Below are 14408 nucleotides of genomic sequence, written 5' to 3'. Positions count from 1 at the left end.
GGCGCTTAATCCCCGTCAGGCAGGAGGCTGTGTTTTGCGAGAACTGGTTCGGACCAACGATATGGTGCTGGTGTCGGCGATCGGCGCGCTGCTCGACGGCGCCAACATCCATCATCTGGTGCTGGACCAGAACATGAGCATCATTGAGGGCTCGCTCGGCATTTTGCCGCGGCGGATCCTGGTCCACGAGGACGACGCCATCGAGGCCCGGCAGCTTCTGACCGAGGCCGGCCTCAGCCACGAACTGCGCGGCGATGAGTGAAGCCCTGACAGACCTCACCGAGGACGCCTTTCTCGGCGGGCAATTGCGGCTGAAGCAGAAGCGGTCTGGCCATCGCGCCGGGCACGACGCCATTCTGCTCGCGGCGGCGACGGAGGCGAGGGCGGGCGACCGTGTCGTCGATCTCGGCGCCGGCATCGGCACGGCGGGCCTTGCGTTGGCTCGGCGCGTCGCCGGGATCAGGCTCGGCCTGCTCGAGATCGATCCGGAGCTGGCGGAGCTTGCGCGCGCCAATGCGGCCGCGAATGCGATTGCCGCCGAGACGATCGTGCTCGACGTCACCGCGGACGCGCAGGCCTTCGCAGCGAGCGGGCTCGCGCCCGACAGCGTCGACGTCGTGCTGATGAACCCGCCCTTCAACGATCCCGCTCGCCATCGCGGTTCGCCCGATCAGGCGCGCCAGATCGCGCATGTGGCGACGGATCAGACGCTGAATGCCTGGGTGCATGCGGCGCGGCGCATCCTCCGATCGCATGGCGCGCTGACATTGATTTGGCGCGCAGATGGGATCGCTGAGGTTTTGGCGGCGCTGTCGCGCGGCTTCGGCAGTCTCGCGATTCTGCCGGTTCACGGTGAAGCCGGGCGGCCCGCGATCCGCGTGCTGGTGCGCGCGGTCAAGGGCGGCAGGGCCCCGGCGCGATTGTTGCCGGGCCTCATGCTCAACGAGGAGTCACGCGTGTCGAAAAAAGAGATGATGGATATTCTGGAGGGAAGGGCGGTTCTACCCCTGGTGGAACCGTGCTGAGCTATTGCGGAAGCGATTCCGACTGCTGCTCTTGCGGAGTCGTCAGGCGGATCGCCATGAACAGCGCACCGATCAGCAGCATCAGCAGATAGATTTTCACGGTGTTCTCCGCTGGCCCATTGCAGCCTCTCAACGGGTTTTCTGCAAAACACGTTCCGGGCCCTTCCAATGACAGTCGCGTGATAAGAAACGGTTAATCAGAGGTAATGGCATGGCCGAAAAATTGAACGATCGTGAGAGTTCCGGCCTGGCCGACAAGCTCATGCAATATCTGCCGGCGCGCTTCCGTCCCGGCACGGCCGTGGTGCCGGTGGTCCGGCTGTCCGGTGTGATCGGCGCAGTGACGCCGCTGCGCCCCGGCATGACGCTCGCGACGGTTTCGCGGGTTCTGGAGCGGGCGTTTTCGACGCGCAACGCCAAGGCGGTGGCGCTGGTGATCAATTCGCCCGGCGGCTCGCCGGTGCAGTCGCGCCAGATCTACCTGCGCATCAAGCAGCTCGCGGCGGAGAAGAAGCTGCCGGTGCTGGTGTTCGTCGAGGACGTCGCGGCCTCCGGCGGCTACATGATCGCGTGCGCCGGCGACGAGATCATCTGCGATCCGTCCTCGATCCTCGGCTCGATCGGCGTCGTCGGCGGCAGTTTTGGTTTCCAGGAGGCGATCAAGCGGCTCGGCATCGAGCGGCGCCTCTACACCGCCGGCGCGCACAAGGCGATGCTCGATCCGTTTCTCCCTGAAAACCCCGACGACGTCGCCAAGCTCAAGGCGCTCCAGCGCGAGATCCACCAGATCTTCATCGCGCTGGTGAAGGAGAGCCGCGGCGCGCGGTTGAAGGGCTCCGACGACACCCTGTTCACGGGCGAATACTGGGCCGGCGAGAGTTCGATCACGCTGGGGCTCGCCGACAGCATCGGCGATCTCCGCTCAACTCTTCGTGCCCGCTATGGCGAGAAGGTTCTCACCCCCGTGATAGCCCAGCCGACCGGTCTGCTCTCCGGCCTTTTGGGCCGGAAATCGCCCGGCGCGGGGCAGCTTTCGGCCATGGAATCAATGGCCAGCCTGCCGGACGACCTGATCTCGGCGGTCGAGACCCGCGCGATCTGGGCGAAATTCGGGTTCTAGACGGCGCCCCTCCGCGCCATTTGGCCCCAAGGTGACTTGAAGCCGTGCCAATTGCCGCGCGGCCCGGTCTGCGCAAGAATGCGCGTGGGGGCTGAGCATTGTGAACAAGGAATGACCGATGCCGCCGTTCGTCGCATTCGCGGGCGTCCTGGGCGGGCTTGCCGTGGTCCGCTGGGCCTACAAGACCGCCGTCAGGATCAACCAGGAGCTGGAGGAGATGCGCCTCTCGCGCGTCGCCGAGGCCGCCCATATGGGGGCCGTCCAGACGCTGAAGCAGGATCCCGTCACCGGAGCCTATCGGCCGGGTTAGCTGCTGCAGTCGTCATGGCCGGACTTGTCCCGGCCATCCACGCCTTGTCTCACCGCACGAAGAACGTGGATGCCCGGGACAAGCCCGGGCATGACGGAGAACTAGGCCCGAATCCACCCCCTTCACCTTGATTCCCACCCTTGCCGTCGATACGGTCCCGCGCGATTCAACCCCCCGCGAGAGCCCGATCTGACGATGGACGCCTCCTTGCCCGCCCATATGCGCCCGGAACGCTCGTTCCAGGGCTTTATCCTCGCGCTCCAGCGGTTCTGGGCCGAGCAGGGCTGCGTGATCCTGCAGCCCTACGACATGGAGATGGGTGCGGGCACCTTCCATCCGGCGACCACGCTGCGCGCGCTCGGGCCAAAGCCCTGGAATGCGGCCTATGTGCAGCCCTCGCGGCGGCCCAAGGACGGCCGCTACGGCGAGAATCCGAACCGGCTGCAGCACTACTACCAGTTCCAGGTGATCATGAAGCCGTCGCCGCCGAACCTTCAGGAGCTGTACCTGCAGTCGCTCGCCGCGATCGGCATCGATTCCGCCGTGCACGACATTCGCTTCGTCGAGGACGATTGGGAGAGCCCGACGCTAGGCGCCTGGGGCCTCGGCTGGGAGTGCTGGTGCGACGGCATGGAAGTCAGCCAGTTCACCTATTTCCAGCAGGTCGCGGGTGTCGAATGCGCGCCGGTCGCCGGCGAGCTCACCTACGGGCTCGAGCGCCTCGCGATGTACGTGCAGGGCGTCGACCGGGTCTACGACCTCAACTTCAACGGCCGCGACGGCGACGCCAAGGTCACCTATGGCGACGTCTTCCTGCAGGCCGAGCGGGAATATTCGAAGCACAATTTCGAAGTGGCCGACACCGCGATGCTGTTCGAGCAGTTCAAGATGGCGGAAGCCGTCTGCCGGAAATACCTCGATGCGGGTTGGAAAGATGGCAAGCGCGAGGCGCATCTGATGTCGCTTCCGGCCTATGACCAGTGCATCAAGGCAAGCCATGTGTTCAACCTGCTCGACGCGCGCGGCGTGATCTCCGTGACGGAGCGGCAGAGCTACATTCTTCGCGTGCGCGAACTGGCAAAAGCTTGCGGCGAGGCCTGGATACATACTGAAGCGGGCGGAGCGACCTGATGCCCGATCTTTTGCTTGAACTTTTCTCGGAAGAAATCCCCGCGCGCATGCAGGCCAAGGCGGCGGACGATCTGCGCCGCATGGTCACCGACAAGCTCGTCGCCGAGGGTCTCGTCTACGAAGGCGCGAAGGCGTTCGCGACGCCGCGCCGCCTTGCGCTTACCGTGCACGGCATCCCTGCGCGCCAGCCTGACCTGAAGACCGAACGCCGCGGACCGAAGATCGGTGCGGCCGACGCGGCCGTGCAGGGTTTTCTGAAAGCGACGGGTTTGACGTCGCTGGACGAGGCCAAGATCCAGCGCGATCCGAAGGGCGACTTCTACATCGCGCTGATCGAGAAGCCCGGCCGCGACGCCATCGACGTGCTCGCGGAAATCCTCCCCGTGATCATCCGCACTTTCCCTTGGCCGAAATCGATGCGCTGGGGCGCGCGCTCCGGCAAGCCGGGCTCGCTGAGCTGGGTGCGTCCGCTGCACGCGATCACCGCGACGTTCGGGCTCGAGACCGAAGAGCCCGATGTCGTCAAATTCTCGGTGGACGGCATCGAGGCCGGCCAGACCACTTACGGTCACCGCTTCATGGCTCCTAGCGCGATTTCCGTCCGCCGCTTCGAGGACTACGAAGCGAAGCTGAAGGCCGCAAAAGTCATCCTCGATCCGCAGGCGCGCAAGGACATCATCTTTGCCGACGCCAAGGAGCTGACCTTTGCGCAAGGGTTCGAACTGGTCGAGGACCAGGTGCTGCTCGATGAGGTTTCGGGTCTCGTCGAATGGCCCGTCGTCATGATGGGATCGTTCGAAGCGGAGTATCTCGCGATCCCCGACGAGGTGATCCGCGCCACCATCCGCAACAACCAGAAGTGCTTCGTCGTCAAAGATCCCGAGACGGGCAAGCTGACCAACAAGTTCGTGCTCACCGCCAACATCGAGGCGCCTGACGGCGGCAAGACCATCGTCGCCGGCAACGAGCGTGTGATCCGTCCGCGCTTGTCGGATGCGAAATTCTTCTACGAGACGGACCTGAAGACGAAGCTGGAAGACCGGCTGCCGAAGTTCGAGCAGATCGTGTTCCACGAGAAGCTCGGCACCCAGGCTGCGCGCATCAAGCGCATCGAGCGTCTCGCCGCAGAGATCGCGCCGCTCGTCGGCGCCGATGTCGCCAAGGCGACGCGCGCCGCGCATCTGGCGAAGGCGGATTTGCTGACCGAAGTCGTCGGCGAATTCCCCGAGGTGCAGGGCCTGATGGGCAAGTACTACGCGCTGGCCCAGGGCGAGGACGCCTCCGTCGCTGCCGCCTGCGAGGAGCACTATAAGCCGCAAGGGCCTGCCGATCGCGTGCCGACCGATCCGGTCAGCGTCGCAGTCGCGCTCGCGGACAAGCTCGACACGCTTGTCGGCTTCTGGGCGATCGACGAAAAGCCGACGGGATCGAAGGATCCGTATGCGCTGCGCCGCGCGGCGCTGGGCGTGATCAGGATTGTGCTCGAAAATCAGACTAAGATTAGTTTGCGAGAACTCGCTTGGGGGCACTTAGAGCGCTCGTACGACAAACAATACTTGGAAGTTGCAGAAAAGCTTGATGATCTGATGGTCTTTTTCGAAGACCGGCTTAAGGTCCAATTGCGAGATCAGAAGGCGCGTTACGATCTCGTCGATGCGGTTCTCAACGCTGGTTCGTTGGTGCAAGGGCATCCAATAGTGGCGGTCGTCCGCCGCGTCGAAGCACTCGGAAAATTCCTCGATACCGACGACGGCAAGAATCTGCTGGCAGGCACCAAGCGCGCCAGCAACATTCTCTCGATCGAGGAGAAGAAGGATAAGCGCTTATTCGACAGCGCACCCGATGCCTCGCTCTACGCTCTCAGCGAGGAGAAGGCGCTGGCCCGCGCGATCGATGAAGTGACGGCCGAAGCCCGTGCCGCCGTCGCCGGGGAAGACTTCGCTGCCGCGATGAGTGCGATGGCCAAGCTGCGTCCGCCGGTCGATGCGTTCTTCGAGAAAGTTCGCGTCAACGACGAGGATGCGAAGGTGCGTGAGAACCGGCTAAAACTGCTTAACGAGATCCGCAGCGCCACGCGTGCGGTGGCGGATTTCTCGAAGATCCAGGATTGAGCGCGTCTTGGCGCAACTGGACACCGTCATGCCCGGGCTTGTCCCGGGCATCCACGTCCTTCTTCGCTCGCGGAGAGGCATGGATGGCCGGGACAAGCCCGGGCCATGACGACGGAGTTGGTGGCCGCAATTGCTGTGCGCGAAGAGTGCCCACACAAAAAGCCCCGCCCGGCGGGGGGAGGACCGGGCGGGGCCTGATGTCCGACTATACTGCTCGCGTCAGCCTGATTGATGTGACGCGCCGGACACCTAGTTGATACCGGAAACGTTAGTCCATCACCTCGACGATGCGCCGCGAGCGCGGCTCAACCAGCACGGTCTCGCCGTTTACGACGGTGTAGCGATAGGTGGTGGCGCCGAAACGTTGCGGCACGTCATAATAGGTGACGCCGCTTTCAGGTAAGGTGGCACCGACCACCACGCGATCCGGGATGCGGAAAGCCGGCACACGTTGTTCGAGGACATAGTCGCGGAAAGCCGGCCGCTGCTCGACCGCAATGGTCGGGCCGCTCTCGACGACGACGGGCGCGCGTCCCACGGTGACGCTGCTTTGCGCCTGCACCGCAAGGGGCGAGCCGATCGAGGCCGCGAGCGCTGCAAGAGCAAGAATCCTGTTCCGCATGGGCAACTCCTTCGAGAAGGTTTTCGGGAAGCGCCACTGGCGCGACCGGTTGCCAATGCATGCGTCTCCGCGATGTTCCGGAAAACGCCCGCCGCATTCGCGGCATTTTCGGGCAGTTTTCGCGAAGCCGGGAACTCGCGCGCCCCCGGTGCGTCTCTACCCGCGGAACCCAGTCCGCTATGATCCCGCCGCGATTCGCCCCACCCACGGAAGAAAATTCATGCACATCACCGTCGCCCACATCTCGCCGATCCTGTCGCTGCTTGCGGGTGTGCTCATCCTGATCATGCCGCGCCTCCTGAACCTGATCGTCGCGATTTTTCTCATCATAAATGGTGCGATCGGGCTCGGATTGTTGAAGTGGCTCCATCTCTAGGCCTTCATTCTAGGGAACTCTTCGACTTGCGCGGACCTGCCCAAAGTGGTGTAAGGCGCGCAATTACCCATTCCTCTCGCAGGTTGTGTGCAAGCTATGGCCAAAGCCGCCTCGAAAACTCCAGCGAAAATTCCAGCGAAATCAAAGTCCTCCGCCAAGGCGAAAGCCGCGCCGGCGGCCCGCAAGGCACTTGCCAAGCGCGCCCCGAAGCCCGTGGCCAAGGCCGCTGCCAAGCCGGCTGTGAAGCCTGCCGCCAAGTCGGTTTCCAAGGCTGTTGCAAAGGCAGCGACGAAGCCGGTTGCGCCGAAGGTCGCCGCGAAGCCGGTACCGAGCAAGACTGCTTCAACCAAGGCTGCGCCTGTTGCGGCCAAGGCCGGCAAGTGGGTGTTCACCTTTGGGGACGGCAAGGCCGAGGGCAAAGCGGAGATGCGCGATTTGCTCGGCGGCAAGGGCGCCAACCTCGCCGAGATGGCCAATCTCGGCCTGCCGGTGCCTCCGGGCTTCACCATCCCGACCTCGGTCTGCACCTATTTCTACGCGCATGACAAATCCTACCCGAAGGAATTGAAGTCGCAGGTTGAGAAGGCGCTCGACCATGTCGGCAAGTTGACCGGCAAGATCTTCGGCGATTCCAGGAATCCGCTGCTCGTTTCCGTGCGCTCCGGCGGCCGCGCCTCGATGCCGGGCATGATGGATACCGTGCTCAATCTCGGCCTCAATGACGAGACCGTGGAAGCGCTGTCGGAACTGTCAGGCGATCGCCGCTTCGCTTATGACAGCTATCGCCGCTTCATCACCATGTATTCGGACGTGGTGCTCGGGTTCGAGCATCATCATTTCGAGGAAATCCTCGACACCTTCAAGGACAGCCAGGGCTACACGCTCGACACGGATCTCACCGCCGACGACTGGGTCGATCTGGTCGGCAAGTACAAGGACGCGGTCGCGCGCGAAACCGGCAAGGATTTTCCGCAGGATCCGCACGACCAGCTCTGGGGCGCGATTGGCGCGGTGTTTTCATCCTGGATGAACGCCCGCGCGGTGACCTACCGCAGGCTGCACGACATTCCGGAATCCTGGGGCACCGCGGTCAACGTGCAGGCCATGGTGTTCGGCAACATGGGCGAGACCTCGGCGACCGGCGTTGCCTTCACGCGCAATCCCTCGACCGGCGAGAGCAAGCTCTACGGCGAGTTCCTGATCAACGCGCAAGGCGAGGACGTGGTCGCGGGCATCCGCACGCCCCAGGACATCACCGAGGAAGCGCGCAAGGACTCCGGCTCCGACAAGGCGTCGATGGAATCGGCGATGCCGGAGGCGTTCAAGGAGCTGACGCGGATCTACACGCTGCTCGAGAAGCACTACCGCGACATGCAGGACATGGAGTTCACGGTCGAGCAGGGCAAGCTCTGGATGCTCCAGACCCGCGGCGGCAAGCGTACTGCCAAGGCGGCGCTGCGCATCGCGGTCGAACTCGCCAATGAAGGCCTGATCACCAAGAAGGAAGCGGTGACGCGGATCGACCCCGCCTCGCTCGACCAGCTGCTGCATCCGACCATCGACCCCAACGCCAAGCGCGACGTGATCGCGACCGGCCTGCCGGCCTCGCCGGGTGCGGCCTCCGGCGAGATCGTGTTCTCCTCGGACGAAGCGGCCAAGCTTCAGGCCGACGGACGCAAGGTGATTCTGGTCCGGATCGAGACCAGCCCCGAAGACATCCACGGCATGCACGCCGCCGAAGGCATTTTGACCACCCGCGGTGGCATGACCTCGCATGCTGCGGTGGTCGCGCGCGGCATGGGCAAGCCCTGCGTCTCCGGCTGCGGCACCATCCGCGTCGATTACGGCCGCGGCACCATGAGCATCGGCTCACGCACCTTCAAGACCGGCGACGTCATCACCATCGACGGCTCGCTCGGCCAGGTGCTCGCCGGCCGCATGCCGATGATCGAGCCCGAGCTGTCCGGCGAGTTCGGCACGCTGATGAAATGGGCCGACCAGGTCCGCAAGATCGGCGTGCGCGTCAACGCCGACACGCCGGAGGACGCGCACACTGCGATCAAGTTCGGCGCGGAAGGCATCGGCCTCTGCCGTACCGAGCACATGTTCTTCGAGGAGACGCGCATCCGCACGGTGCGCGAGATGATCCTCTCCGAGGACGAGCAGTCGCGCCGCGCTGCGCTGGCAAAACTGCTGCCGATGCAGCGCGCCGACTTCGTCGAGTTGTTCGAGATCATGAAGGGCCTGCCCGTCACGATCCGCTTGCTTGATCCGCCGCTGCACGAGTTCCTGCCGCACACCCATGCCGAGGTCGAGGAAGTGGCGCGCGCCATGAACACCGACCCGCGGCGCCTGGCCGACCGCGCGCGGGAGCTGTCGGAGTTCAATCCGATGCTCGGCTTCCGCGGCTGCCGTATCGCGATAGCCTATCCCGAGATCGCCGAGATGCAGGCACGTGCGATCTTCGAAGCGGCGGTCGAGGCCGAGAAGCGCACCGGCAAGGCCGTCGGCCTCGAGGTGATGGTGCCGCTGATCGCCACCAAGATGGAGCTCGACCTCGTCAAGGCGCGCATCGATTCCACCGCGAAGGCGGTGATGCGCGACACCAACACCAAGCTGACCTATCAGGTCGGCACAATGATCGAGCTGCCGCGCGCCTGCCTGCTCGCGGCCGAGATCGCGGAGAGCGCCGAGTTCTTCTCATTCGGTACCAACGACCTCACGCAGACGACGTACGGCATCAGCCGTGACGATGCCGCAAGCTTCCTCGGCACCTACGTGTCCAAGGGCATCCTGCCGATCGATCCCTTTGTCGCGCTCGACCAGGAAGGCGTCGGCGAGCTCGTCAAGATCGGCGTCGCACGCGGTCGCAAGACGCGCCCCTCGCTCAAGGTCGGCATCTGCGGCGAGCACGGCGGCGATCCCGCCTCCGTCGCCTTCTGTCACGCGATCGGCCTCGACTACGTCTCCTGCTCGCCCTACCGCGTCCCGATCGCCCGCCTCGCCGCCGCGCAAGCCGCGCTCGGCAAGGCGATCGCGAGCCAAGCGTAAGGTAAGCGGCGAGTTGAATGTTGAGAGCGAAAGAGGCGGGGCCAAAACCCCGCCTCTTTCTTTTGAGGCGACGTTCTTGCCACACATTCAGTGTCATCGCCCGCGTAAGCGGGCGATCCAGTATTCCAGAGGCGGTGACGTGATAGGGAAGGAGCCGCGGCGTACTGGATGGCCCGCCTTCGCGGGCATGGCGGCTGTGGTCGAAGTGGCGATGGAACCGTGCGCGTCCCGTAATGACACGTGCGCGCAAGAGTTCCTTCACCATTCGCGTTGACCAGTTGTTTACCCCTTCGCGTGAGGGCGCATTTACCAAGGCGCATCATCGCCCCGTGAAAACACCTGCGATTGCTTGCGTGTGCCGCATGCTCAACGCCGATTAACGCCCCAGCAACCTAAATTAGATACTCACGATAAAGATCGAATTGCACGGATGTACTGCGGCTCGATTTTTCTAGCGTAAGCGTAGCGTGAGCGTATCGATGTTTTTGTTGCGTACCCATCCGAAGGGCGCGCGGTTCGCGTCCTTCGGCATCGGTCTCTGCATCTTCGCATTGATGCCGAGAGAGACCGGCTATCAGGACATTGCCTCGCTGCTGGCGCGCCAACCCGGCGTCGCGGAGCGTTGGCAGAAGCAGGTTTTCTCTGCTGCGTCCTCCATACAACTGGCCACTTACAGTTTTTCCCGGCCGATCGGCACTTCGGCTCCGCAGAGCGCGATGGTTCGTCTCGCGAGCCTCGACGGCCGCGACGTCACCGGCGCGATCAGCCGCAATCCGGCGCTGCAGGCGCCGCCCCGCTACCAGGCCGCCGATTTTCCCAAGGTCGATCGCTCCATGAAGGGTGACCGCCTCGCAACGGTCACACCGACGCAGGCTCCCGAAGCGGGCGCGCCGACGGCAGCGCCGACGCAGGAGGATCCCGCGACGTCGAACAGCTCGGTGTTCGGCGCCAAGACCGTCGCGCTGCCGCAGGCGATGTCGCCGGAATCCGCGGCCGCGCTGGATCCCGAACTCGCGGAGGCGCTGCGTGCGCCGCCGCTGCCGCAATACACCAATGCGCCACAAGCCAGCGACGCTGCGCGCTCGCTCGCGCTCCAGCCGCTCGAAGCGCTGAAGCAGGCCACCATTCCGGCTGCACCGCCGCGCGATCCGTTCCGGGTCAAGACCTCGAGCCTGTTCTTCGGCAGCTCCTCGCTCGGAGGCAACGTCGAGAGCATCGAGAGCTGGCAACCCGGTGCGGAGCCGCTGATCGTGATGCCCGACCCCGACATGAAGGTGACGGCGTCGCTATCGCCGCCGTCGGAGGATATTGCGAAGGATATCGAAAGCGGCGAGAGCGTCGCGCCGAAGGGTGAGGTCAACGTCGACAATCAGCGCGCCAGATCGCCGGCGGAACGGCTCGCGCTCGACGACAAGTCGCGCGCGAAGTCCGAAAAATGCCTCGCGGAGGCCGTCTATTTCGAGTCCCGCGGCGAGGCCGTGCGCGGTCAGATGGCGGTTGCGCAGGTGGTGATGAACCGCGTGTTCTCCGGCAAATACCCGGACACTGTGTGCGGCGCCGTCTATCAGAACAAGCACCGCCATCTCGCTTGCCAGTTCACCTTTGCCTGCGACAACAATGCCGACGTGATCCGCGAGCCCGAGATGTGGGACCGTGCGAAAAAGATCTCGAAGGCCATGCTCGACGGCCAGATCTGGCTGCCCGAGGTCGGCAAGTCCACGCACTACCACGCCTATTGGGTGCGCCCGTCCTGGGTCGCCGAGATGAAGAAGATGTACAAGACCGGCGTCCACACCTTCTATCGCCCACGCGCCTGGGGCGATGGCAGCGAAGAGCCGAGCTGGGGCACCCCGGCGCAGACCGCCGCGCTCTCCGCCGAGCTCACTCAGCAAGCCAAGAGCTCCGCCGAGATGGGCGCGACCGAGCGGCGGTAGCGCCTCACGCCTCGATATCCAGCGCGCAGTCGAAATTTGGCGCCGAATGCGTCAGCGCGCCGGATGAGGCGTAGTCGACGCCGGTCGCAGCGATGGCTGGGATCGAGTCCAGGGTGACACCGCCGGATGCCTCCAGCTTGAGGCGTCCCTCGTTGAGCCTGACGGCTTCGCGCAGCGTCGCAATATCCATGTTGTCGAGCAGCACGGCGTCGGCAAGGCCGGTGTCGAGCACCTCGCGCAACTGCGGAAGCGTGTCGACCTCGATCTCGATCTTGACGAGATGGCCGGCCTGGGCGCGGGCGCGCTCCAGCACGGGACGGATGCCGCCGGCGACCGCGATGTGGTTGTCCTTGATCAGGATCGCGTCGTCGAGCCCGAAGCGGTGATTGAAGCCGCCGCCGCAGCGTACCGCGTATTTCTCCAAGGCGCGCAGCCCGGGCGTGGTCTTTCGCGTGCAGCAGATTCTCATCCGGGTGCCCTCGGCGCGCGCAACGTAGTCCGCCGTGAGCGTCGCGACGCCCGACAGCCGGCCGACGAAATTCAGCGCGGTCCGCTCCGCCGTGAGGATGGCGCGTGCCGGCCCCGAGATCGTCAGCACCTGCTGCCCGCGGGCGACGCGCGCGGCGTCGCGAACATGTGCGCGTACCTCGATGTCGGGCGAAAGCTTTTGCAAGGTGGCGAGCGCCAGCGGCAAGCCGGCGATCACGCCGGACTGCCGTGCGACCAGGATCGCTTGCGCCTTCGTTGCCTCGGGGATCGTCGCAAGCGAGGTAATGTCGCCGACGCGGCCGAGATCCTCATCGAGCGCGCGGAGCACGGCCTCGTCGATCGCGAGCGGGGAGAGAAAGGCGTCGGGATAGAGCAGAGAGGTCGGGGTGATCATGGCAGACTCCGTCAGGCGATCATGGGTTGTGCGGTGCGCGGTGTCGGGCGTTCGCTCAGGCTGTCCGCGACCTCGCGTACTGCTGCGAGCGTCGTCATCGTGCGCTGCGCGAGGGCGGGTACGTCCGCGGCATGGTCGGAGCGGAAATGCGCGCCGCGGCTCTCGCGCCGGTTCCAGGCCGACACCGCCACGAGCAGGGCTGCCGTTGCCATGTTGCGGACCGCGATGCTCGTGGCCTCTCGTTCGAGCGCGGCGAAGCTGCGAACCGCGTCCGCAAGCCCGTAACCGTCGCGGATCACGCCGACATGCGCGCTCATCAGCATCCGCAGCCGCTTCACGGCCGCAGCATCCGGTGCGCCGCCGCGCGGCGTCGCCGCGTCCGCAAGGCGGGCGGGCGAGGGGCTGGTGCGGCCGGCGATGTCATCGGCGACGCGTGCGGCGTAGACCACGGCCTCGAGCAGCGAATTCGACGCAAGCCGGTTCGCGCCATGCGCGCCGGTGGACGACACCTCGCCGCCGGCCCACAGCCCGTCGATCGAGCTGCGGCCGCGATGGTCGACCGCGATGCCGCCCATGTGGTAGTGCGCCGCCGGTGCGATCGGGATGGCCTGCGTGGCGGGATCGATGCCAGCGGCCATGCAGCTTGCATGAACCGTCGGGAATCTGTCGCCAAAACGTGCGCCCAGCGCTTGCCGCGCATCGAGAAAGGCGCCGCGCCCGGCCGAGATCTCCGCGAACACGCCGCGGGCCACGATGTCGCGCGGAGCGAGCTCGGCGAGCGGATGTCGCGCCGCCATGAAATGCTCGCCACGGCCGTTGATCAGCGTCGCGCCTTCACCGCGCAGCGCTTCGGTGGCGAGCGGCGCGGGATCGCGACCGACCATGATGGCGGTCGGGTGAAATTGCACGAACTCGGGATCTGCGATCACCGCGCCCGCGCGTGCGGCGATCGCAAGGCCGGATCCGCTGGCCTCGCGCGGATTGGTGGTGACAGCATAGAGATGGCCAATGCCGCCCGTGGCCAGCACCACCGTCCGCGCGGCGAGTAGGATCGGCCGTGCGGCGAAATTGTCGGCTTCGCTCAACTGAAGGCCGGTGACGGCGCCGTCCTCGGTCAACAGCGCTTCGGCGACGAATCCTTCGATCAGCCGGATCGACGGCGTGCGCCGCACGGCATCGCTCAGCGCCGCGATGATGGCGGCGCCCGCGCCATCGCCACGCACATGTACGATACGCCGCGCCGAGTGTGCGGCCTCGCGCCCGACTGCGAGCCTGCCTTCGAGATCGCGGTCGAACGGCACGCCATAGGCGAGAAGGTCGTGAATTCGCGGTGCCGCCTCGCGCGCGATCCCGAGTGCGATGGCTTCGTCGACTATGCCGCCGCCGACCGCAATCGTATCCGCGGCATGCGCTTCCGGCGTATCGCCGTCGGCCACGGCCGCGGCGATGCCGCCTTGCGCCCATGCGGACGACGCGCCCTGTCCAAGCGGCGCAGCCGAGATCAATGTCACCGGCCGCGGCGCGAGTTTTAGCGCGCAGAACAATCCGGCAAGGCCGCCGCCGACGATGATGACGTCGTCGGAGCGGGGGAGCGTGTTGATATTGTTTGTCATGGCTTTATCTCAATTCTTCAAATTGATCATCCGCACGACCGAGCGCCTCGCGCGTTCCGCGAGCGCGGGATCGATCGTCACTTCCTCGCGAAGCGTCAGCAGGCTCTCCAGAATGTTGGCGAGCGTGATGCGTTTCATGTGCGGGCAGATGTTGCAGGGGCGCAGCATCTCCACATCGGGCAGCTCGGCGCGGACATTGTCGGCCATCGAGCATTCCGTGATCATCACCAGC

Annotated in this window: 13 protein-coding genes; 9 read left to right on the top strand and 4 right to left on the bottom strand. The window is 65.2% G+C overall.

All coding sequences use genetic code 11. From position 1 onward, the window contains the following. Positions 1-34 precede the first annotated feature (34 nt). The 6 genes from IVB50_RS35150 (at position 35) to glyS (ending at position 5697) form a co-directional block, all read left to right on the top strand. Complete coding sequence (locus tag IVB50_RS35150; RefSeq protein ID WP_007607161.1) at positions 35-262, top strand: DUF2007 domain-containing protein; 228 nt, start codon at positions 35-37, stop codon at positions 260-262. Further along, on the top strand, positions 255-1025 hold the full coding sequence (locus IVB50_RS35145; protein ID WP_247299538.1) for a methyltransferase: 771 nt from the start codon (positions 255-257) through the stop codon (positions 1023-1025). Before IVB50_RS35150 ends, IVB50_RS35145 begins: the two co-directional genes overlap by 8 nt. Positions 1026-1236: 211 nt before the next feature. Beyond that, the gene (locus IVB50_RS35140) at positions 1237-2145 is read left to right on the top strand and encodes a S49 family peptidase (protein WP_018454897.1); all 909 of its coding nucleotides are present in this window, start codon (positions 1237-1239) and stop codon (positions 2143-2145) included. 118 nt (positions 2146-2263) lie between these two features. Further along, the gene (locus tag IVB50_RS35135; RefSeq protein WP_085352613.1) at positions 2264-2455 is read left to right on the top strand and encodes a hypothetical protein; all 192 of its coding nucleotides are present in this window, start codon (positions 2264-2266) and stop codon (positions 2453-2455) included. A gap of 195 nt (positions 2456-2650) precedes the next feature. Further along, positions 2651-3586: a glycine--tRNA ligase subunit alpha gene (locus IVB50_RS35130; protein ID WP_085352612.1), complete on the top strand. Its 936-nt coding sequence runs from the start codon at positions 2651-2653 to the stop codon at positions 3584-3586. Then, the gene (gene glyS / locus IVB50_RS35125) at positions 3586-5697 is read left to right on the top strand and encodes a glycine--tRNA ligase subunit beta (protein WP_247299537.1); all 2112 of its coding nucleotides are present in this window, start codon (positions 3586-3588) and stop codon (positions 5695-5697) included. The genes IVB50_RS35130 and glyS overlap by 1 nt, the downstream gene beginning before the upstream one ends. Before the next feature lie 268 nt (positions 5698-5965). Here the strand turns inward: glyS and IVB50_RS35120 are convergent, their stop codons facing one another. Then, positions 5966-6319 carry a DUF1236 domain-containing protein gene (locus tag IVB50_RS35120; protein WP_247299535.1) on the bottom strand — a complete coding sequence of 118 codons (354 nt, stop codon included), beginning with the start codon at positions 6317-6319 and terminating at the stop codon, positions 5966-5968. Between the two features lie 220 nt (positions 6320-6539). Between IVB50_RS35120 and IVB50_RS35115 the strand changes: the two genes are divergently transcribed. The 3 genes from IVB50_RS35115 to IVB50_RS35105 all read left to right on the top strand — a co-directional run bounded on the left by IVB50_RS35115 (position 6540) and on the right by IVB50_RS35105 (position 11680). Next, the gene (locus IVB50_RS35115; RefSeq protein WP_007594951.1) at positions 6540-6695 is read left to right on the top strand and encodes a DUF3096 domain-containing protein; all 156 of its coding nucleotides are present in this window, start codon (positions 6540-6542) and stop codon (positions 6693-6695) included. Positions 6696-6791: 96 nt separating this feature from the next. Then, positions 6792-9746 carry a pyruvate, phosphate dikinase gene (ppdK, locus tag IVB50_RS35110; protein ID WP_247299533.1) on the top strand — a complete coding sequence of 985 codons (2955 nt, stop codon included), beginning with the start codon at positions 6792-6794 and terminating at the stop codon, positions 9744-9746. A gap of 479 nt (positions 9747-10225) precedes the next feature. Next, on the top strand, positions 10226-11680 hold the full coding sequence (locus tag IVB50_RS35105) for a cell wall hydrolase (RefSeq protein WP_018454891.1): 1455 nt from the start codon (positions 10226-10228) through the stop codon (positions 11678-11680). Between the two features lie 4 nt (positions 11681-11684). Here the strand turns inward: IVB50_RS35105 and nadC are convergent, their stop codons facing one another. The 3 genes from nadC to nadA form a co-directional block, all read right to left on the bottom strand. Further along, on the bottom strand, positions 11685-12563 hold the full coding sequence (gene nadC, locus IVB50_RS35100; RefSeq protein ID WP_247299531.1) for a carboxylating nicotinate-nucleotide diphosphorylase: 879 nt from the start codon (positions 12561-12563) through the stop codon (positions 11685-11687). A gap of 11 nt (positions 12564-12574) precedes the next feature. Then, positions 12575-14176 carry an L-aspartate oxidase gene (locus IVB50_RS35095; RefSeq protein WP_247299529.1) on the bottom strand — a complete coding sequence of 534 codons (1602 nt, stop codon included), beginning with the start codon at positions 14174-14176 and terminating at the stop codon, positions 12575-12577. A 9-nt stretch (positions 14177-14185) separates the two neighbouring features. Beyond that, positions 14186-14408: quinolinate synthase NadA (gene nadA, locus IVB50_RS35090; RefSeq protein WP_247299527.1), on the bottom strand; the 223-nt coding region annotated here is incomplete at its 5' end.

Origin of the sequence: Bradyrhizobium sp. 87, from assembly GCF_023073015.1 — a bacterium.
Taxonomy (GTDB): domain Bacteria; phylum Pseudomonadota; class Alphaproteobacteria; order Rhizobiales; family Xanthobacteraceae; genus Bradyrhizobium; species Bradyrhizobium canariense_D.
Note: the sequence above shows the minus strand (reverse complement) of the source record. Positions and strands in the feature narration are given on the sequence as shown.